Below are 18,977 nucleotides of genomic sequence, written 5' to 3'. Positions count from 1 at the left end.
AAAATGATCCTTCCAGAAGGGAGGCCCTGGCCGGCCTCCTTTTTTGGGGTGTTGAAATCTGCGAACACAGAAAGGATAAGCACATTTATGCTTTATGACAAGCACAAATGTGCTGGCTTCTATGAAGGAAAAGCCAAACACGGAAACGATCGGATCGCGTGCTAAAAAAGTGCGTGAGGATCTTGAGCTAAGTCAGCAGGCCATCGCTGATAGGATGAGCGTATCTCTCCGGGCCTGGCAGAAAATGGAGCGAGATGAGGGCACGCCCAGCGGCGAGACGTTGCTGAATTTCGGAAAGGTCGGTGTTAACCCAGGATGGATTCTGACCGGGCTTGGCCCAAGAAGCGCCGTCACATGGCTAAGCGCGGCAGTGGAAGATGAGATATTCATCCGGATCAGCGACATGGTCCAAGAAGAACACCAAAATGCGAACATCACGCTTCCTCCGAGAACGCTCGCGACGATGGTGCGCAGCATCTTCGACGACGTCATCGAAGCCCTCGACCCGAAGGCTGGGCCTGATGAGGTGGATGGGATACTGGCTGCGGAAACTGCAAAGCTGAAACGGGAATTGTATGAGGCAAGTCTCGAACCCGGCTCGAGGAAACGCGAGGCCTCATGATCGTCGAGATGAGCGACGAGCAGCGGAAGAAAGACGCAGGATCGACGGCGCCCGGAAACGCGTACCAGGTGCTACTGTCGAAGATGTTTTTCGAGCCCGGAAGAGAAAGTCCCAACTCCCTCGGCCCCGGGATGGCCGCCCCCACACGCCTTAAATCAAAGCACAACCCCAAACAGCGCAAACCACTACAGCCTAAAAGCTAGTGGTTGAGTGGCGGCGGTTCAAACAATCCCTGCTGTAAGTGCAATGATGGTAAATTCCGGTCGCCACGGTACCGGCAGTCGGCGCCGGAGCCGGGGGTTGAACACGCGCTTCACAGACACGCCGATGCGCTTTTAGCCGGAGCTTGGACATGGCACATCGCCCCCGGCCGAAAAGGCCACGGCGAATGCGCCAGCCGCCAGGCTGCGCATGTGTTCGGCTGCCGCTATGGCGGCGCGCCTATGTGAAGTCAGGGTGTTCAAGCCCGCTACCGTTATAGTTGCCCGCCCCGCGCGCGAGCAAACGGATTATTGCCTTCCAACCGGTTTTCGGGCAAAGGCGATCGGGCCTCGTCGAGCGACCTGCAGGGCGAATGTGTGTCCGCTTTTTGCACCCGAACCCGCACCGCACTTCATTCTTGAAAATTGCCGCTTCCCGCGTAGAGGAGCCGGATTTCCAACGTTTCCCGGCAGGAGTGAAGGGACTTCATTCTTGGATTTGATTTTTCAGCCGAGTTGGAGCCCTGATAGCTGAAAACAGCGCTCTGCCTTAAAGGCGGCTCCATCGAATATTTTCAATGGTTTGAAGCCGCGTTAAAGGCGTCCGGGGGTTTTCTGAAGCCCGCTTGAGGCCGCCCGCGATCCTCTGCCGTTTGGCCACGCCGGCAGGCCGCCAGCGCGCAATCCGCTGACAAACCGCGCCGCGCCCCGGAATGCGGCCCCTCGCGCCAAGCCGCTGAACTTCCGACGCTTTTTCAGATAATCCGCCGACTTCCCATATATTCCTAGAATTCCGGATACCCGTGTCAGACAACATCCAATACGGCTCTCGGTCGAGCGGTGACATCCGGCCTTATTGGGAGGCGTGCTAGCTAATCTATACGCCCGCCATTTCGCCTGCTTGGCTCATATCCATCCAGGCTAGCTCCAAGACGTGGCCGTCGGGATCTTCGACGGCGCGGTTGTAGAGGAAGCCCATGTCCAGCGGCTCGCGAATATCGGCCTTGCCGCCCGCTACTGCGCCCGCATCGGCGATCGCGTCGACATGCTCCCTGCTGTCATGGCTGAGCGCGATCAGCACTTGGCAGCTTGCATGCGCATCAGCGACCGGCTTCGGGGTGAAGGTCGAAAAATAGTCGCGCGACAACAACTGAAATGTGATGTCATCTGACCAAACCATGCTGGACGCCTGTTCATCACTGAACTGGGCGTTTTTCCGGCAGCCGATCGCCTCGTAGAAGCGGGTTGCGGCAGCCAGATCCTTTACCGGCAGGTTGACGAAAATCATCTTTGGCATTGCCTATTCTCCTTTGGTTGAATTTTTATGCGCGCTGAAGTGGCGGCGCGGGTTGCTTGTCGGCCGTGGCTACAGCCACTCCGTGATGAACCGGCGGCTGGCGTGGATGTCGATCATCTCGACCTCGTCACTGACGCCTGTGAACCGGTGAGGCGTATCCGGGGCGACCACAACGATCTCCCCCGCTACAGCGTCCAGGCTCTGTGTGCCGACCGTGAAACGCACCACTCCCTTCCGGACGAGAAAAGTCTCCGAATAGGGATGACGGTGGAGTGCCGGCCCTCCGCCCGGTCTGTCGAGCCGGGTGAATATGATCGACACGCCGGATCCAAAGCCGCCGCCCTGAAACTCGCCGTCCCAGGATGTCGCACCGTCTGTCCATTTGATGCTGTTGGTCGCCATGACAGTCTCCATTGCTTGAAAGGAGATTTGCCGCTAAAAGTGGAATTCGGGTAGTGGCAAAAATGAAATGCCGGATTTCGTGCAGCAGCGACTTCAATGGAATGATCTGAGCCTGATCCTCGCTGTGGCGCGGTCGGGCTCATTTGCGGGTGCCGCCGTGCGGCTCGGGGTGAGCACGCCCACAGTGTTTCGCCACGCCAGGGCGGTGGAGGAGCGGCTGGGAACCCTGGTCTTTCATCGTGACACGACCGGTGTGTCTCTCACCGCCGCCGGGAGAGAGGCTGCCGCCTTGGCCGAACGTATCGATGAGGATATCGGTGCGCTCGAGGCGCGTGTCGGCAACGAGAATTCCGACGCGGCTGGGACAGTCCGGTTGGCGACCGTGGATACCCTTGTGGCAGGCCCCTTGATGCCGTTGATCCGGCGCTTCGGGTCGGAACATCCTGCCATCTTGCTTGATTTGCGCTCAAGCGTAAGCATGTCGGATCTGCGCCAGCGGGAAGTCGATGCCGCGCTACGCGCCGGCGGCGAACCGCCCGAAAGCCTTGTCGGTCGGAAGCTCTGCCGGATCGCCGTTTCGGTTTACCGCAGCAGTGGAGACGGTGATGGCATGGCTGACGACAAGGCCTGGGTTGTCCCCAACGCCGAGCTCGCCCATCTGGCCTCGGCGCGATGGCTGAAGGACACCGGCCGGTATTCCGGCGCCGCACTTCAGGTCAACAGCCTCTATACGCTCACCGAAGCCGTCGCCAGCGGCATCGGCTCCGGCATCCTGCCCTGCTATCTGGCGGACCTCGACCCGAGGCTCACCCGGGTGGGCGAACCTATTGACGAACTCTCGAGCGATCTTTGGTTCCTGACGCATAGCGAACTGCGCCACACTAGGCGCATCAGGGTTCTATCTGAATTCCTTGCAAAGGAATTCCAGGCGCTACGGCCACTGTTTCACGGCGAGCGACCTGCTTGACGGCAGGAATATTTCTGGGCCGGCCGACTACCACATTCCCAGCGCGAACATGTCGAATTTCAGGAGAATGAGCTTTTGGCGAAATTTCGCGACTTGCGCCTGGCAGTCCGGCTTTGGCTGGTATTTCTTGTCCAGTTGGAAGCTGTAATTTTCAAGGCTTCTGTAGATGTTTGCCGCTGCCTCTTCCTGGGCGTCGTCGAACAATGTTGTATCGATCGCAGTATTGCCCATCTTAAGTTCTATCGCTTTGAGGAGGCCGTTGTCCCTGATCTTGTCCATCATCGATAGGCCGACGCCATCCACTTGGGACGATATCTTGTTTATGAGGTCATCGGTCTTGTCGCGGCGGTCAAGGTTTATCTGCCCGGTGACCTTTTCCAGGCCTTTCACGACAACGCCTTTGAGGTAGGTGTCACGGAGGAAGCTCGCCTGTCCTTTACTTCCCGTTTTGCGATATTCTTCGACAAGCAGGTAAAAGCCCGTTTCATTGGCGGAATATGCTGTCGTTGAGTAATGGAAAAGGTTGGACCGGCGTGTCTTGGTATCGACCATGCCCCTGATCACCTGCGCGATTTCATGCTTAGCCAACTGCCCGTCTCCCTTCGTTGCCGCCAAGGCGCGGTCTCTTTTAGCGGCGTTATCGTCCGTGAACCTCCGTCTTCGGGTTCTTCCGGTGCTTTGGCAATCAGTTGGTGGCGAAAACCTTCGGGCGAATCCAGCCAAATTTGGGTCAATAGAAAATCGGATAATCACCAATGATATCCAGCCGTTAAAAGCCGATTTCGGCGCCAGACAATAACGGTGCTGCCGCTCTCCGGCGCAGCCAGATGGCGCGCAGGCTCATATTGCATTCTGTTGAACAATCGTAGTAATGTTATTCAACAAGATTGCGATCGGCGTTTTGCGCCGCCGTAAGGAGGAGGGAGTTTCATGAAGCCTAATCCGATAACCGCGCAGCCCGCCGATGCCGTGGCGCGCAAGGCAATCGCTCCGGTGGTTTGTTATCCGGTAGAGACGTTGCCGCGGCCCGATCTTGCGAGCTATCGGGCGCTGAGGGATGGTCTTACGCTGGTCGAGACCGTCGTCGTGCCGCCGCGCGAGGCGGCGACGTGGGCGGTGCCGGCGGGGTATTTTTGCCGGATCGTTTGCAGCGAAGGGGCGCAGGTCGGCGATCTCAACCTGTTCAATGCGAAGGATCTGAAGGAGCGGCTTTATACGGGCAAGACACGGGCGCTGAACGGCACGCATGTCGGGCTTGGCGACCAGCTGTTTTCCAATTTCCCCTATCTTCGGCCGATCGCCACCATCACGCATGACACGCTGGACTGGTACGGTTTCGACGAGTTCGGCGGGGCGGTGCATGATGTCATCGGCACGCGCTGCGATCCCTATACGCACAATCTCCTGAGCCATGGCGGGCAGTATCATCACTGCTGCCACTCGAACCTGACGCGCGCCTTCGCGGCGAAGACGGGCATGGCACTGCGCGAGGCGGAGAGCTATGTGCATGACGTCCTGAACGTCTTCATGTGCACGGGCTTCACGCGCGATACGGGACAGTATTTCATGAAGGCGAGCCCGGTGCGGCCGGGGGATTATCTGGAGTTCTTTGCGGAGATCGATCTGCTTGGCTGCATGTCGGCCTGCCCGGGCGGGGATTGCTCGGCGCAGCATTCCTCCGACACGGCGAAGTGCTATCCAATGGTCGTTGAGATCTACAAGCCCGCCGGCCTGCCGGAGGGCTGGGCGCCGCCGGCCGTGAACGGCTACGACGGCACCCACGGGCTTTAAGCGTCAGCGCGGCCGGCGGACGGCGCGGATCTTTCCGCTTCGGCCGCCGCCGCAGAAGAAGCGGTCGCCGCCGTCGGATTCGAGGCCGGATACGCCGGTTCCCTCGGGCATGACGATGGTGTCGAGCACCGCGCCCGTCTTCGGGTCCAGGCGGCGCAGGTCGCTTTCCTCGCCCTCCCAGGTGCCGTGCCACAATTCGCCATCCACCCAGGTGACGCCGGTCACCATGCGGTTGCTCTGGATGACGCGGAGGACGGCGCCGGTCTCGGGATCGATCTGGTGGATCTGCTTGCTGCGATATTGCCCGACCCAGAGCGAGCCTTCCGCCCAGGTGAGGCCGGAATCGCCGCCTTCGCCGGGGGCGGGGATGGTGGCGAGCACCGCGCCGGAGGCGGGATCGATCTTGCGGATGCGGTCTTCCGCGATCTGGAAGAGGTGGCGGCCGTCATAGGCGGTGCCGGCATGGGCGGCGATGTCGATCGAGCGCAGCACGGTGCCCTCGTCCGGGTCCACCGCATTGACCTTGTCGCCGGAGGCGAACCAGACGGTTTTACCGTCATAGGTGACGCCATGGACCTGCTCCACGCCGGGGAACGGGCCGTATTCGCGGATGATATCTGCTTGGGAAGTGGTCATCGTCTGTCTCCTTTGGATCGTTGAATGATGCGATCCTAATCGCCCGGCAGCGGACCCGGGAGTAACAAGAGTGTCGAGAAAGCGCCGGCCGTGGGCGTGAGCCAGCGGCGGGTGCGCCCGCCGCCGATCGCCTGCACCTTTCCGGCGGCCGAAAGCTGTTCGAGCGCGCGCTGCACGGTGCGCGCGCTGGTGCCGAGCGCGATCGAAAGCGCGGAGCTCGACCAGGCCTCGCCATCGGCGAAGAGCGCCAGCACCTCGGCATGCGGTTCGTCCAGCGGCGGGGCGAGCACGGCGACCGGCCGGTCCTCGCGTGGCGCCAGCAGGAAACCATCCTTTGTGGCGGTGATGTCCGCCAGCGGCTCCAGCTCCGCGCGCAGCCGGCCCATTTCCACACGCAGCCGGGCGCGGTGGGATTCGTCGGCATGCCTGGCGCGGAAGGCGTTGAAGAGCAGCGTTTTCCGGCCGGCATCATCGGGCCAGGCCTCGGCCAGCGTCCTGAGCAGGGAAAACAGGATCGGCCGGGTGGCGAGCGAAATCGACCGCTCCCCGCAGCGGACGACGTGGCGGCAGGCGTCGACGACGAGCGTTTGCGTTGCAAGCAGCGCTTCGACGGCGTCGGGAAGCAGCGGGCGTTCCGCGCCGCGGGTTATCAGGCGGGCGGCCGGTTTTTGCAGGATGGCGGCGGCGTCCTCCACCTCCGCCATCAGGGCCGGGATGCGGGCCTGCCTGGCGGCGTCTGCGGCGCGGGCGAAGGCCTCGCGGGCCATCGTGGTGCGCAGCCGGCGGATCGCGATGCCGGCGGCGGCCAGTTCGTGCGCGGTGCGCAGCGGCGGGGGAAGCGTCGCCGGATCGACCTCGGCGAGCAGGGCCGCGGCATCGTCCAGCCGGCCGATCAGCAGCAGGCGGCGGATCGCGAGCGTTCTGGCATGGGCGGCGTTAAGGCGGTCGCCGTGGGCCGCGAGCGTCGCGCCGGCTGCGGCGAGCGCCTTTACCGGCCAGGTGAGATCGCGCGACACGAGGGCGATTTCCGCCTCGGCGACGACGCAGCGCGCCCGCGCCACGGCCTCCCGCGGGCCGAAGGCGCGGGCTGCACTTTTCAGCAGGGTTTTCGCGCGGTCGAGCTCGCCGAGCTGCGCCATGGCGATGCCGCGCAGGGCCAGCGCGGGCGCGTCGTCACGTAACGCCACGCGGTTCAGCGCGCCGAGCGGATCGCCGGTGGCAAGGGCCCGGGCGGCGGCTGTGATCATCGAGTCCATGGTTTTCCCGTCACACTTGTAACTCCCGCGCTCCGGTGTTGCCCGCCTATTTTGGGCGCACCGAAACAGGAGAATGGAGTTTCCCGATGCGCAATCAAGTCGTTTCGCACGAGGACTGGTTGGCGGCCCGCCTGGAATTGCTCGCCGCCGAGAAGGAATTTTCCCGCCAGCGCGAGGCGCTGACGCGCCGCCGCATGGCCATGCCCTGGGAACGCGTGGAGAAACCCTATCGTTTCGAGGGACCGAAGGGCGTGGCGACGCTGGAGGATCTGTTCGGCGGTCGCTCGCAGCTCCTCGTCTATCATTTCATGCTCGGGCCGGACTGGCAGGAGGGCTGCAAGCACTGCTCCTTCTGGGCTGACAATTTCGACGGCATTCCGGTCCATCTGGCTCAGCGCGACGTGACCTTCACGGCGATCTCGCGCGCGCCGCTGCCGCAGATCGAGGCCTACCGGCAGCGCATGGGCTGGCATTTCCCCTGGGTGTCGTCCGGCGCCAGCGATTTCAACTTCGATTACCAGGCGTCGGCGACGCCCGAAGAGCTCGCGGCGGGCCGCGCCGTCTACAATTTTGCGATTCGTCCGGTCACGGTGTCGGAAATGGTCGGCGTCAGCGTCTTTTACAGGAGCGGGCCGGGTGAGGTGTACCACACCTATTCCTGCTACGCGCGCGGGGTCGAGATGCTGAACGGTGCCTATCACTACCTCGACCTCGTGCCGAAGGGCCGCGACGAAGGCGGCCTGCGCTATCCGATGGAATGGGTGAAGCGGCACGATGAGTATTGATTTTGGGGCGGCTCCGGCCAAAAATCCGGCCGGCCGCGAAGGGAGATGACAATGATCCATACGCATTATCGCTGGGTGATCGTCGCTGCGGGCGGCCTGCTCGGCTGCATCGCCATCGGCGCCATGTTCTCGCTGCCGGTCTTCCTGCTGCCCATATCGAAGGACACGGGCTGGTCGGTGACGGGCGTTTCCACCGCCATGACCATCGGCTTCCTGGCCATGGCCTTCGCCAGCATGGTCTGGGGCGGCCTGTCGGACCGCTGGGGGCCGCGGCCGGTGGTGCTCACCGGCTCGGTGCTGCTCGCCGCAAGCCTGGGGCTTGCCAGCATCGCGACGTCGCTCGTCGCCTTCCAGTTCGTCTTCGGCCTGCTCGTCGGTATCGCTGCCGCCGCGGTCTTCGCGCCGATGATGGCCTGCGTGACGGGCTGGTTCGACACGCATCGCAGCCTTGCCGTCTCGCTGGTTTCGGCGGGCATGGGCATGGCGCCGATGACCATGTCGCCCTTCGCCGCCTGGCTGGTCTCCGGCTACGACTGGCGCACCTCCATGCAGATCATCGCCGTCGTCGTCGCGGTGGTGATGATCCCGGTCTCGCTTCTGGTGCGGCGTGCGCCGGCGCTCGAGGCGGGCGGCGCCGATCTGGTTGAGGCCGACGAGCCGCAGGGCGGCATGAGTACGCGCGACGTGCTGAAATCGCCGCAATTCGTCATTCTCTGCCTGACGAACTTCTTCTGCTGCGCCACCCATTCGGGGCCGATCTTCCACACGGTGAGTTATGCCATCACCTGCGGCATCCCGATGATCGCGGCCGTCTCGATCTACAGCATCGAAGGGCTGGCCGGCCTCGGCGGCCGTGTCGCCTTCGGCATCCTCGGCGACCGGTTCGGCGCCAAGCACATCCTCGTGCTCGGGTTGCTCGCGCAGGCTTTTGGCGCGCTGGCTTACGTCTTCACCGGCGGGCTTGCCTCGTTCTACATCGTCGCCGGCCTGTTCGGCTTCATCTATGCGGGCGTGATGCCGCTTTATGCGGTGATCGCGCGGGAAAACTTTCCGCTGCGCATGATGGGCACGGTCATCGGCGGCACGGCCATGGCCGGCAGCCTCGGCATGGCGCTCGGGCCGGTTGCCGGCGGGCTGATCTACGATACTTTCGCCAGCTACACCTGGCTCTATGTCGGCTCCTGGGGCATCGGCATCGGCGCTTTCCTGATCGCCATGACCTTCAAGCCGGTGCCGAAGGCGCGGGAAGCGCTTGCGGCAGCTTGATCGCGACGCACGAAAAACCCGCCGTCAAAGGACGGCGGGTTTTGTTCGAGATCATGGTTGTTATGCCGCGCCGGCGGGATCGCCGATCGGCATCAAAGCGGGCTTGGTGGCCTGCTCGCGTTTGATTTTCTCGTCTTCCGTTTCCATCTCGCTGCCCTCGACGGGAGCGCCGTCCTCGGGCTTGCGTTTCTCGGGAGAAGGATTTTTTGGGTTCGTCATGGTGCGTCTCCTCAAAAGTTCAGGAACTGCTCGGGGTCGCGGCGGGCGCGCATGAGAAGGTCCAGCTCCCGCTTGGAGGGACCGAACTTCTCGAACAGGCGCCTGGCCTCCTGCGCGGGCAGGTCATAGGCCGCGCGAAAGGTTTCCACCGTGTAGCGTTCTCCCGAGAGCCTTCGATGGTCGGGAAAGAGCTTGGATTGGTCCGGCATATGCGATCACGCCTAATGGTCTTCGACGGTCCTTCAACCGGAAAGGCGGGCGATTGTTCCGATGGGTGCGGGGAAAAATTCGGGCGGAGCGCCAGCCCGCTTGTGCCGCGCTGAATGATGCGAGGCCTGGTGGGAAAACTGCCGCGCGAACCGGGCGAAACAGAGACGGGGCCGGAGCATTCACGATCCGACCCCGCCGTCCGGGAGAAACTTTTCAGGAGCCTGCTACCGGCGCGCGCATCTAAAATTCGTCACACGTAAATTGCATACCGTGAGACCCGGTTGATTGTATTTTGTCGTTGTTTCAGCTCGCCGGCAAGCCTTTTCATATGGCGAAATGGCTTTTTATACGGCGCCTCCAACCTGTTCATGTCGGACGTACATAGCTTGATGACCATTGTACATGGGAAGTCCGGGCGGATTGTCGACATTTCATGTCTGAAAGTGTTGATGATAATTTTTTTGCATCGTACACAATAATTGCGATCCAAATGGTCGCGGTGTGGGGGCGGGGCTGCTGGAGGGCGGCGTTGCCTGCCGCACCCAACAACACCCGATTGGGAGGGGAAGCATGAAACAGGCACTTCTGACGATCTGCGCGGCGGCGCTCGGGCTTTCGGTTGCCGGGGCGGCATCGGCGGCGGGCACGCTTGAAACCGTGAAGGCGCGCGGCAAGCTCGTCTGCGGCGTATCGCTGGCAACGCCGGGCTTTGCGGCGCCGGATGACAAGGGCCGCATGCAGGGCTTCGATGCCGATATCTGCCGCTCGATTGCGGCTGCGGTGTTCGGTGATGGCGACAAGGTCGATTTCGTCCCGACCAACATCAACACGCGCTTCCAGGCGCTGCAATCCGGCGAAATCGACGTTCTGTCGCGCCAGACCACCCACACCTTCTCGCGCGACGCTTCGCTCGGCCTCGATTTCGGCCCGACGGTGTTTTATGACGGCCAGGGCCTGATGGTCGCCAAGTCGCTCGGCGTTTCCAGCGCCAAGGAGCTGACGGAAGCCGCGATCTGCACCCTGCCGGGCACCACGACGGCGCAGAACATTTCCGACTTCTTCCGCGCCATCAACGGCAAGTTCGAACTCGTCGTCTTCGAAAGCCCGGACGAGAACCGCGCCGCCTTCTATTCCGGCCGCTGCGAGGCGATCACCTCGGACCGCTCGGACCTCGCCTCGATCCGCGCCGTCGCCAACAATCCGGACGACTATATCGTCCTGCCGGAGACCATCTCCAAGGAGCCGCTGGCGCCGGCCTTCCGCCAGAACGATTCCAACTGGGGTGATATCGTTTCCTGGTCGGTCTGGCTGCTGATGGCGGCGGAAGAGAAGGGCATCACCCAGGCGAATGTCGACGAGAAGCTGAAGAGCGAGGACCCGGACGTGCAGCGCATGCTGGGCGCCACCGAGGAACTCGGCAAGATGCTCGGCCTCGATAACAAGTGGGGCTACAACGTCATCAAGAGCGTCGGCAATTACGGCGAAGTCTTCGAGCGCAACCTCGGCGAGGGCACCAAGCTCGGTCTGACCCGCGGCCCGAACGCCCTGTGGAATGCCGGCGGACTGATCTACTCGCCGCCGATCCGCTGATCGCCCCATAGCCGGACGCGCGCCTTTTTTGCGCGCGTCCCCTTTCCCTATATCCGGCGGCGAGGTTTCATGGCTTTCCTGCATGACATGCGCTTTCGCGCCTATTTTTATCAGGTCGTCGCGATCGGTTTCGTGGTGTTGGCCGGTTGGACGATGTTTTCGACGGCCAGCGACAACCTCGCCAAGCAGAACATCGCGACCGGCTTCGACTTCCTGACGCGGCCGGCGGGCTTCGTCATCACCGAGGCCGCTATCGCCTTCGAGGCGACGGATACGGTCGGCCGGGCGATCCTCGTCGGCATCGCCAATACGGTGAAGGTGTCGCTGCTCGCCGCCATCTTCGGCACGCTGCTCGGCCTTGGCGTCGGCATCGCGCGCATGTCACACAATCCGCTGCTGGCGCGCCTTGCGCTCACCTATGTCGAGCTTCTGCGCAATGTGCCGCTGCTGCTCTATCTCTTCCTCTGGTATTCGCTGATCATCCTCGTGCTGCCGCCGGTCAAGCAGGCGCTGAACCTTCTGCCCGGCGTCTACCTCTCAAACAGCGGCCTCGTCGTGCCGGCGGCCCTGCTGCAAAGCGGTGGCCTGGCGCTTCTCGCCTGCCTCGTCGGCGGCGCGGCGGCGGCGTTCTTCATCCGCACGGTGGCGACGCGCAGGCGCATTGCGACCGGCCAGCCGAACCAGGGCGGCTTGCTTGCGATTGCCGCATTGCTCGCACCTGTCTTTCTTCTCTGGCTTGCCGGCGGGTTCAGCGTCGATTGGGATTTCCCGACGGCTGGAAAGTTCCGCCTGACGGCCGGGCTGCATGTGCGGCCGGAATTCGTGGCGCTGCTTTTCGGGCTGGCGCTCAGCGCCTCGGCCAATGTCGCGGAAATCGTGCGCGCCGGCATTCAGGCGGTCGGCAAGGGGCAGTGGGAGGCATCCGCGGCGCTCGGGCTTTCGCGGGGAAAAACCATGCGGCTCGTCGTGCTGCCGCAGGCGCTGCGCATCATCATCCCGCCGCTCACCAACACCTATCTCACCGTCTTCAAGAACAGTTCGCTGGCGATTGCCATCGGTTATCCGGACCTCGTCATGGTCTCCAACACGGTGATGAACCAGACCGGCCAGGCGATCGAGACCATCGCAATCTTCATGGGCGTCTATCTCGCGCTGTCGATCACCATCTCGCTGATCATGAACTGGTACAATGCGCATGTCGCGCTGAAGGAGCGCTGACATGGCCGATGTTCAAATGCTGGCACTCGCCCCGCCGCAACCGGCGCCGACCGCCCAACGCCTCGGCAAGCTCTCCGCCTATTTCGGCACGCCGGGCAACACGATCATCAGCGTGGCATCGATCGCCATCATCCTGTTCGTCATCAAGCTCGCCTTCGGCTGGCTGGTCGTCGATGCGGTGTTTTCCGGCAATGGCGAGACCTGCAAGGTATCGGGCGGCGCCTGCTGGCCGTTCGTCGCGCAAAAACTGCGCTACATGCTGTTCGGCTTCTACCCTTACGAGGAGCAATGGCGGCCGCTCACGGCGCTTCTCCTGCTGTTCGGTGCCTGCGGCGTCTCGATGGTCCCGCGCTTCTGGAGCCGAGCCCTGCTCGTCGCCTGGATCGTCGTCATCCTGCCGGTGCTCTATATTCTGATGGCGGGCGGTCTCTTCGGGCTGACGCCGGTGCCGACCACGAGCTGGGGCGGCCTGCCGCTGTCCTTCCTGCTCTCCTTCATCGGGCTGACGCTCGCCATGCCGCTCGGCATCGTGCTGGCGCTTGCGCGCGCCTCCAACCTGCCGGCAATTCGCGTGCTGGCCGTCGGTTTCATCGAGATCGTGCGCGGCGTGCCGCTGATCAGCATCCTCTTCATGGCCACGGTGATGCTGCCGCTGTTCATGCCGGATGGCGTGACCATCGACAAACTGGTGCGTGCGCAGGTGGCGATCATCCTTTTCGCCTCGGCCTATATTGCCGAGATCGTGCGTGGCGGTCTTCAGGACGTTCCCGTCGGCCAGTTCGAGGCGGGAAAATCGCTCGGGCTGCATTACTGGCAGGTCATGCGCAAGATCGTGCTGCCGCAGGCCTTGAAGAAGGTCATCCCGCCGATGGTGGGTCTGTTCATCGGTTTCTTCCAGGATACGACGCTCGTCACCATCGTCGGCCTCGTGGATTTCCTCGATACGGTGCGCTCCGCCATCCGCGACCCGGAATGGCAGGGCATTGCCGTGCTCGAAGGCTACCTCGTCGCCGCCGCCGTCTACTTCACCTTCAGCGCCCTGATGGGAGCCTATAGCCGCTTCCTCGAACAGCATTTCAGGACGACCCATGCCTAGAACCGTCATCCGCAACGCCCATACGATCGTCGCCTATGACGCGGCCCGCGGCGGGCATGCCTATATGTATGATGCGGACGTCGTCTTCGACGCGAACGGGTTCGTTCAGGTCGGCGGCCACTATGACGGGCCGTTCGAGCGCGAAATTTCCGGCCGCGATCGCATGGTCCTGCCGGGCTTCGTCAACGTGCATTGCCATTCCGGCGAGGAGCCGATTTCCAAGAGCCTGTTCGAGGATGCCGGCACGGCGGCGCTCTGGGGCCAGGCGATGTACGAATATTCGACGCTGATCGAGATCGGCGACGATGCGGTGCAGGCGGCACTCACCGTCATGCTCGGCGACCTGCTGCGCAGCGGTGTCACCACCTTCGTCGATATCGCCGGCACGCACGAGTGCTGGCTGCCGACGCTCGCGCAGAGCGGCGCGCGCGCCTATGTCGCCCCCGGCTTCCGCGAGGCCGCCTGGCATGTGGAAGACAGCCACCGGCTCGATTTCCGCTGGAACGAGGCGCGCGGCCGAGAGGCCTTTGCCCGGGCGCTGGAAACGGTCGATGCCGCCGAGGCCCATCCCTCCGGCCGGCTCGGCGGCGTGATCGCGCCGGCACAGGTCGAGACTTGCTCGCCGGAACTGTTGCAGGAGGCGGCCGAGGCGGCGCGCTCGCGCGGCGTGCCGATCACCATCCATGCCGCGCAGACCATGGCCGAACACGAGGAACTCCTGCGCCGCCACGGCCTCACCGCCGTGCACTATCTCGAAAAGCTCGGCATTCTCGGGCCGGACCTCATCCTCGGCCATTGCATCTTCATCGACAGCCACAGCTGGACGCGCCAGCGCACGGCGCTCGACCTGGAGCGGCTGGCGAAAAGCGGCACTACCGTCGCCCATTGCCCGGTCACGTTTTCGCGCAGCGGCATGGTTTTGCAGTCGCTCGGGCGTTACCGGACAAACGGTGTCAACGTGGCTCTCGGCACGGACAGCTATCCGTTCAACATGCTGGAGGAGATGCGCATGGCGATGATCTGCGCCCGCATCGCCGGCGGCTCGGTGTTTGACGTTTCGACGGCTGATGTCTTCGAAGCGGCGACGCTGACCGGTGCCAAGGCTCTCGGACGCAGCGATATTGGCCGCATCGCCCCGGGCGCCAAGGCGGATTTTTCGCTGATCGACCTCAAGCATCCCGGCATGCAGCCGGTCTATGATCCGCTGCGCAACCTGCTGCATTGCGCGGCCGAGCGCGCGGTTGCCGCCGTCTATGTCGACGGCACCTGCGTGATGGAGAACGACCGGCCGACGCTGGTCGACTATGACGGCGCGCTTCAGGAATTGCAGGCGGTGCAGGATTTCGCGGTGCGCCGCTTGCCGGCGAACGATCCGCGCGGACGCCCCGCTTCGGAACTGGCGCCGCTCTCGTTGCCGGTGCTGCCGCATCCGTGATGCTGCGGATCGCCAAGGCGCGGGGGAGGCCCTATGATGCTTCTCCCGATCCCTGACGCAGCTTCGCCGACCATGCCCCGACGTCTGACCTTTCTCCGCACCTCGGCCGCCCTTGCCGGCGGCTGGCTGCTCTTGCTGGTCGCTTTCGGCCTCTATTCGGCGACAAGTCACCGGCAGGCGCTGGAGCAGGACGTGTCGGAAAGCGGGCGTTCGTTGCAGCGCGCCATCTCGCAGCGCGTCGCCCAGCATGATGCCCATCTGACGAGCCTCAGCGCGCTCGGCCTCGCGCAGGCGCAGCCATCGGCGGATTTCGACCTCGTCGCCAGATCGATCCTGCGCTTCTATCCGCGCGTCGTCGCCATCGACCTCATCCGCCTGCCGGCCGGCGAGGTGGTGAGCTCCGCAAAATCCGCGGACGGCTCGACGGTCGACCCCGCGCAGGTCGCAAAGGCGGTCGAGGGCCTCGCCTCCGGCAAGGCCGTCTATGGCGCGGATACCCGGTCCGGCCATTATCGCCTGATGAAGCGCATGAACGACACCCTGGCCGTCAGCCTAGATATCGACGGCGCCAAACTTATCGAGGGCGAGGAACTGCCGCGCTGGGCCGCACTGACGCTGGCGACCGCCGACGGGCCGCTCATCGAAACCGGCGCGAAACAGCCCGCCGCATCCTCCTTCCTCGCGCGCACCATCCGCTTCGATGCGCCGATCGCCAGCGCCACGCAGCCGCTGCGACTCTCGCTGCAACGGCATGTCACGCTCGCCGAGCTTCTGCCCGTACTGCCGCTCGCGCTCTTCGCGGCGATATCGCTCGCCGGGCTGGTGCTCGTGCGCTCGCTGCTGCGGCACCGGCAGGACGCGGCCGTGGCGCGGGCGGCGGTCGAGGCCGCGTCGCGGCGCGAGGCGCTGCGGCAGCATGAGACGAAGCTTGCTCATGCGCTGCGCATCAACAGCATGGGCGAGATGGCGTCGGGCATCGCCCATGAGCTGACCCAGCCGCTGACGGCACTTCTGAGCCAGAGCCAGGCCGGGCGGCGCATCGCGGCGGCTAATGGCTTGCAGGACACGCCGATCGACACCGTGCTCGCCGCCAATGTGCTCCAGGCCAAGCGCGCGGCGGCTATTCTGGTGCGGCTGCGCGCCTATGTCGGCAAGAGCGCGGAGGCGCCGGGCGTGCACGACCTCTGCCGCCACGTCGCCGATATCGTGGCGCTGTCACGCATCGACCTCGACCGGCGCGGCATCGCGCTCGATCTCGACCTGCCCGATGCCCCGGCGCCGGCGCGCGTCGATCCGGTGGAGATCGAGCAGGTTATCCACAACCTCGTCCGCAACGCCGCCGATGCGGTGGAGCAGGCAGGCCGGGCGGATGGACGGGTTTCGGTCTCCTTGCGGGCTGCGGGGCAGACCTATGAGATCCTGGTCGCGGACAACGGCACGGGCATTGCCGACAATGTCCTGCCGCGGCTGTTCGAGCCATTCTTCTCCAGCAAGCCGGACGGTATGGGGCTTGGGCTCAGCCTGTGCGAAAGCATCGTCGAGCGTTTCGACGGCAGCATCTCGGCGGCAAACGGAGCAGGGGGCGGGGCGGTGTTCACCGTGCGCCTGCCCGCCGCGCACGAGACGCAGACACAAGAGGAAGCAGCGGAATGACGATGGCGCCGGTCTATCTGGTCGATGACGACGAGGGCGTTCGCAGCGCCCTGTCGCTGCTGCTCGGCACCTACGGCATCCGCATCGAGACGTTTGGCGACCCCGCAGCCTTCCTGGCGCGTGCGCCAAAACTGAAACCCGGCGTGCTGCTGCTCGACTTGCGCATGCCGGCGATCACCGGCTTGCAACTGCACGAAAAACTTGCGGCCATCGGCTGCGACTGGCCGACCATCATCTGCACCGGCCATGGTGACGTGCATGCCTGCCGCCGCGCCTTCAAGGCGGGCGTCGTCGACTTCCTGACGAAGCCGGTCGACGAGCAGGTGCTGATCGAGGCCCTGCAACAGGCGTCCGGCGCGCTCGACGTGCATGCGGAGCGGGCGGAGGCGGCGAAGCTCGTGGCGCAACTGACCGATCGCGAGCGCGAGGTGCTGGACATGGTCGGCCGCGGCTGGTCGACGCGGGAGATCGCGGAGGCCCTGCAACTCTCGCCCCGCACGGTGGATACGCACCGGGCGAACATCGCCCAGAAACTCGGCACGACCTCGGTCGCCGAGTTCGCGCGCCTCGCCTTGATCGGCCAGGCTCCGTAGTCCTACGGACCCCGCTCCGTCCGTCCACCGATACCGCCACAAGCGGAAATCTCCGAAAAGAGGGCCGTCGCCGCCAACGAGACCCGGGCGGCCCAGATGGAGATAACGATGAAGACGTTCGTAGCCGCTGCCTTTGCCGCCCTCACGCTTGCCGGCGCCGCCCAGGCTGAAATCCTCACCGAGCGCAACATGCCGCTCGACATCGCCGTCGAAGCGGCCGATGCCGCGGTCAAGGCCTGCGCGGCCAAGAAGTTCAACGTGACGGTGGCCGTGGTCGACCGCGCCGGCGTCACCCGCGTCGTGCTGCGCGCCGACCGCGCCGGCCCGCACACGCTCGACAGCGCCGTCCGCAAGGCCTACACCGCCGCGTCCTTCCGCACCCCGACTCAGAAGATCGCTGAAAATGTCGGCAAGAACCCGGCCGCAGCCCAGCTCGTCTCGATCGAAAACCTGCTCGTGCTTGCCGGCGGCGTACCGGTGAAGGCCGGCGAAGAGACGATCGGCGCCATCGGCGTCGGCGGTGCACCGAGCGGCGACATCGACGACGAATGCGCCCGCGCCGGCATCGAAGCGGTCAGCGCCAAGCTGAAGTAATTCATTCGCTTGAGAAAAAGCCCCGGTGTCGTGCGGACATCGGGGCTTTTCGCGTTTGCGTGCCTTGCATCAAGCTGGTGACGACGGTCGCCACCGTCATTTCTGGGATTCCTATTCGCGGCCGGGCGAAATATGAGTGATTCATGGATGATTCGGCAGCGATTCGATTTTCCGATCGTTGCGGCAGGGCGTTCCGGACGGTCTCCCTGCTCGCAACCTTTGCGGCGGCAGCGATGGTCGCCGGCTGTGCAGCGCGGCCGGGCGTCGGCATCGCGACGCTTTCGACCACCGTGCCGACGTCGAGCGCGCTGGTTCTGCCCGCGCCGGGCTCCCTGTCGATTATCAGCGTGGTCCAGCGGCAATATACCAATGCGATCGAGCAGCAGATCGCTCTTTCGACGTCGGCCGCCACTTCCGGCCAGAATTTCATCAGTATCCAGGCCTTGGGGCCAGCGGAAACGGTGGCCCTGCCGGCCGGCGCGCTCGCCTTCAAGCCCGTGCAGCACGGTGCCATCCGCAGCGAGATGCGCACCTACCTGCCGGGCCGTTCGCTCGCGATCTCGGCGAATTTCGTGCGCAACAACTATGGACCCTTCGGCTATGCCTATGGACGGGGTGCTGGCGATGACGGCTGCCTCTACGGCTGGCAGCAGATCCGCTCGGACGAGGCCGATCGCAACCACCTGAACAGCCTTGGCATGCTCCAGATCCGCCTGCGCGTCTGCCAGACGGGCGCAAGCGAAAAGGAGCTGGTCGAGATGATGTATGGCTACACCATCGTCGGCGGCTTTTCCGGCACGACCTGGAACCCATACGGCACGCCGGCCTCCGTCGATAGCCAGATCGGCGGCGGCCAACCGCTGCGCGTTGCGGTGGAGGAGCGCAAGGTGCCGGTGGCAACCGTTCGCGTGGAGACCGAAGCACGCGTGCCCGCGACCCGCCGCCTGCCGGAGAAGAAGCCTACGCTTCTCGACACGGGAGACGCCGTCATCGTGCCGTCGCCTTCGGGCGGGGCGAGCACGGAAACCGAAGGCGAGGCCGTCGTGGTGCCGTCGCCCGTATGTGTTACATCGACTACCGGATCGACAACCTGCAATTGATTTAGGGGCCGCCAACCTCATTTTTCGTTAACATAATGGTGCGTAAG

The 18,977-nt window shown here is 64.1% G+C and carries 20 protein-coding genes; 13 read left to right on the top strand and 7 right to left on the bottom strand.

Going from position 1 to position 18,977, the window contains the following annotated elements:
* Positions 1–94 precede the first annotated feature (94 nt).
* On the top strand, positions 95–622 hold the full coding sequence (locus GB927_RS12665; RefSeq protein ID WP_256117327.1) for a helix-turn-helix domain-containing protein: 528 nt from the start codon (positions 95–97) through the stop codon (positions 620–622).
* Between the two features lie 1,077 nt (positions 623–1,699).
* On the opposite strand, the gene GB927_RS12660 is transcribed toward GB927_RS12665, so the two are convergent.
* Both GB927_RS12660 and GB927_RS12655 read right to left on the bottom strand, forming a co-directional pair.
* Positions 1,700–2,119: a VOC family protein gene (locus tag GB927_RS12660; RefSeq protein ID WP_256117326.1), complete on the bottom strand. Its 420-nt coding sequence runs from the start codon at positions 2,117–2,119 to the stop codon at positions 1,700–1,702.
* A 69-nt stretch (positions 2,120–2,188) separates the two neighbouring features.
* Entirely contained in the window at positions 2,189–2,521 is a 333-nt protein-coding gene (locus GB927_RS12655; protein ID WP_256117325.1) for a cupin domain-containing protein, read from the bottom strand.
* Between the two features lie 67 nt (positions 2,522–2,588).
* On the opposite strand from GB927_RS12655, the gene GB927_RS12650 reads away from it, so the two are divergent.
* Positions 2,589–3,488, top strand: a complete 900-nt coding sequence (locus GB927_RS12650) for a LysR family transcriptional regulator (RefSeq protein ID WP_256117324.1) — start codon at positions 2,589–2,591, stop codon at positions 3,486–3,488.
* A 27-nt stretch (positions 3,489–3,515) separates the two neighbouring features.
* Here the strand turns inward: GB927_RS12650 and GB927_RS12645 are convergent, their stop codons facing one another.
* A complete protein-coding gene (locus tag GB927_RS12645; protein ID WP_256117323.1) occupies positions 3,516–4,103 on the bottom strand; it encodes a hypothetical protein in 588 nt (195 codons plus the stop codon).
* 315 nt (positions 4,104–4,418) lie between these two features.
* Here GB927_RS12645 and GB927_RS12640 point away from each other — a divergent pair, with 315 nt between their 5' ends.
* A complete protein-coding gene (locus GB927_RS12640; protein ID WP_256117322.1) occupies positions 4,419–5,279 on the top strand; it encodes an urea carboxylase-associated family protein in 861 nt (286 codons plus the stop codon).
* 3 nt (positions 5,280–5,282) lie between these two features.
* Here GB927_RS12640 and GB927_RS12635 read toward each other — a convergent pair whose 3' ends face one another.
* Both GB927_RS12635 and GB927_RS12630 read right to left on the bottom strand, forming a co-directional pair.
* Positions 5,283–5,915 carry a Vgb family protein gene (locus tag GB927_RS12635; protein ID WP_256117320.1) on the bottom strand — a complete coding sequence of 211 codons (633 nt, stop codon included), beginning with the start codon at positions 5,913–5,915 and terminating at the stop codon, positions 5,283–5,285.
* Positions 5,916–5,950: 35 nt separating this feature from the next.
* Positions 5,951–7,171: a Fic family protein gene (locus GB927_RS12630; protein WP_256117318.1), complete on the bottom strand. Its 1,221-nt coding sequence runs from the start codon at positions 7,169–7,171 to the stop codon at positions 5,951–5,953.
* An 86-nt stretch (positions 7,172–7,257) separates the two neighbouring features.
* Here GB927_RS12630 and GB927_RS12625 point away from each other — a divergent pair, with 86 nt between their 5' ends.
* Positions 7,258–7,956 (top strand): DUF899 domain-containing protein, encoded by a 699-nt coding sequence (locus tag GB927_RS12625; RefSeq protein WP_256117317.1) that lies wholly within the window; start codon positions 7,258–7,260, stop codon positions 7,954–7,956.
* 51 nt (positions 7,957–8,007) lie between these two features.
* The gene (locus GB927_RS12620) at positions 8,008–9,222 is read left to right on the top strand and encodes an MFS transporter (protein ID WP_256117315.1); all 1,215 of its coding nucleotides are present in this window, start codon (positions 8,008–8,010) and stop codon (positions 9,220–9,222) included.
* Positions 9,223–9,282: 60 nt separating this feature from the next.
* On the opposite strand, the gene GB927_RS12615 is transcribed toward GB927_RS12620, so the two are convergent.
* Positions 9,283–9,441, bottom strand: a complete 159-nt coding sequence (locus GB927_RS12615) for a hypothetical protein (protein ID WP_256117314.1) — start codon at positions 9,439–9,441, stop codon at positions 9,283–9,285.
* An 11-nt stretch (positions 9,442–9,452) separates the two neighbouring features.
* A complete protein-coding gene (locus GB927_RS12610; protein ID WP_256117311.1) occupies positions 9,453–9,650 on the bottom strand; it encodes a hypothetical protein in 198 nt (65 codons plus the stop codon).
* Positions 9,651–10,221: 571 nt separating this feature from the next.
* On the opposite strand from GB927_RS12610, the gene GB927_RS12605 reads away from it, so the two are divergent.
* The 8 genes from GB927_RS12605 (at position 10,222) to bcsN (ending at position 18,930) form a co-directional block, all read left to right on the top strand.
* The gene (locus tag GB927_RS12605; protein ID WP_256117310.1) at positions 10,222–11,241 is read left to right on the top strand and encodes an amino acid ABC transporter substrate-binding protein; all 1,020 of its coding nucleotides are present in this window, start codon (positions 10,222–10,224) and stop codon (positions 11,239–11,241) included.
* A 69-nt stretch (positions 11,242–11,310) separates the two neighbouring features.
* Positions 11,311–12,459, top strand: a complete 1,149-nt coding sequence (locus GB927_RS12600; RefSeq protein ID WP_256117309.1) for an amino acid ABC transporter permease — start codon at positions 11,311–11,313, stop codon at positions 12,457–12,459.
* 1 nt (position 12,460) lies between these two features.
* Entirely contained in the window at positions 12,461–13,555 is a 1,095-nt protein-coding gene (locus tag GB927_RS12595) for an amino acid ABC transporter permease (protein WP_256117308.1), read from the top strand.
* Complete coding sequence (locus GB927_RS12590) at positions 13,548–14,990, top strand: amidohydrolase family protein (RefSeq protein WP_256117307.1); 1,443 nt, start codon at positions 13,548–13,550, stop codon at positions 14,988–14,990. The genes GB927_RS12595 and GB927_RS12590 overlap by 8 nt, the downstream gene beginning before the upstream one ends.
* A gap of 72 nt (positions 14,991–15,062) precedes the next feature.
* Entirely contained in the window at positions 15,063–16,643 is a 1,581-nt protein-coding gene (locus GB927_RS12585; protein WP_256117306.1) for a sensor histidine kinase, read from the top strand.
* The gene (locus GB927_RS12580; RefSeq protein ID WP_256117305.1) at positions 16,640–17,236 is read left to right on the top strand and encodes a response regulator transcription factor; all 597 of its coding nucleotides are present in this window, start codon (positions 16,640–16,642) and stop codon (positions 17,234–17,236) included. The genes GB927_RS12585 and GB927_RS12580 overlap by 4 nt, the downstream gene beginning before the upstream one ends.
* Positions 17,237–17,344: 108 nt before the next feature.
* Positions 17,345–17,830, top strand: a complete 486-nt coding sequence (locus tag GB927_RS12575; protein WP_256117304.1) for a GlcG/HbpS family heme-binding protein — start codon at positions 17,345–17,347, stop codon at positions 17,828–17,830.
* A gap of 143 nt (positions 17,831–17,973) precedes the next feature.
* Positions 17,974–18,930, top strand: a complete 957-nt coding sequence (bcsN, locus tag GB927_RS12570) for a cellulose biosynthesis protein BcsN (protein WP_256117302.1) — start codon at positions 17,974–17,976, stop codon at positions 18,928–18,930.
* Positions 18,931–18,977 lie beyond the last annotated feature (47 nt).

The organism is Shinella lacus, from assembly GCF_010994755.1.
Lineage (GTDB): Bacteria > Pseudomonadota > Alphaproteobacteria > Rhizobiales > Rhizobiaceae > Shinella > Shinella lacus.
This window is presented reverse-complemented; position numbering and strand designations above follow the sequence as displayed.

Coding starts and splice junctions, on each gene's coding strand:
- GB927_RS12665 (WP_256117327.1), top strand. CDS start 95: ATGACAAGCACAAATGTGCTGGCTTCTATGAAGGAAAAGCCAAACACG.
- GB927_RS12660 (WP_256117326.1), bottom strand. CDS start 2,119: ATGCCAAAGATGATTTTCGTCAACCTGCCGGTAAAGGATCTGGCTGCC.
- GB927_RS12655 (WP_256117325.1), bottom strand. CDS start 2,521: ATGGCGACCAACAGCATCAAATGGACAGACGGTGCGACATCCTGGGAC.
- GB927_RS12650 (WP_256117324.1), top strand. CDS start 2,589: ATGCCGGATTTCGTGCAGCAGCGACTTCAATGGAATGATCTGAGCCTG.
- GB927_RS12640 (WP_256117322.1), top strand. CDS start 4,419: ATGAAGCCTAATCCGATAACCGCGCAGCCCGCCGATGCCGTGGCGCGC.
- GB927_RS12635 (WP_256117320.1), bottom strand. CDS start 5,915: ATGACCACTTCCCAAGCAGATATCATCCGCGAATACGGCCCGTTCCCC.
- GB927_RS12630 (WP_256117318.1), bottom strand. CDS start 7,171: ATGGACTCGATGATCACAGCCGCCGCCCGGGCCCTTGCCACCGGCGAT.
- GB927_RS12625 (WP_256117317.1), top strand. CDS start 7,258: ATGCGCAATCAAGTCGTTTCGCACGAGGACTGGTTGGCGGCCCGCCTG.
- GB927_RS12620 (WP_256117315.1), top strand. CDS start 8,008: ATGATCCATACGCATTATCGCTGGGTGATCGTCGCTGCGGGCGGCCTG.
- GB927_RS12615 (WP_256117314.1), bottom strand. CDS start 9,441: ATGACGAACCCAAAAAATCCTTCTCCCGAGAAACGCAAGCCCGAGGAC.
- GB927_RS12610 (WP_256117311.1), bottom strand. CDS start 9,650: ATGCCGGACCAATCCAAGCTCTTTCCCGACCATCGAAGGCTCTCGGGA.
- GB927_RS12605 (WP_256117310.1), top strand. CDS start 10,222: ATGAAACAGGCACTTCTGACGATCTGCGCGGCGGCGCTCGGGCTTTCG.
- GB927_RS12600 (WP_256117309.1), top strand. CDS start 11,311: ATGGCTTTCCTGCATGACATGCGCTTTCGCGCCTATTTTTATCAGGTC.
- GB927_RS12595 (WP_256117308.1), top strand. CDS start 12,461: ATGGCCGATGTTCAAATGCTGGCACTCGCCCCGCCGCAACCGGCGCCG.
- GB927_RS12590 (WP_256117307.1), top strand. CDS start 13,548: ATGCCTAGAACCGTCATCCGCAACGCCCATACGATCGTCGCCTATGAC.
- GB927_RS12585 (WP_256117306.1), top strand. CDS start 15,063: ATGCCCCGACGTCTGACCTTTCTCCGCACCTCGGCCGCCCTTGCCGGC.
- GB927_RS12580 (WP_256117305.1), top strand. CDS start 16,640: ATGACGATGGCGCCGGTCTATCTGGTCGATGACGACGAGGGCGTTCGC.
- GB927_RS12575 (WP_256117304.1), top strand. CDS start 17,345: ATGAAGACGTTCGTAGCCGCTGCCTTTGCCGCCCTCACGCTTGCCGGC.
- bcsN (WP_256117302.1), top strand. CDS start 17,974: ATGGATGATTCGGCAGCGATTCGATTTTCCGATCGTTGCGGCAGGGCG.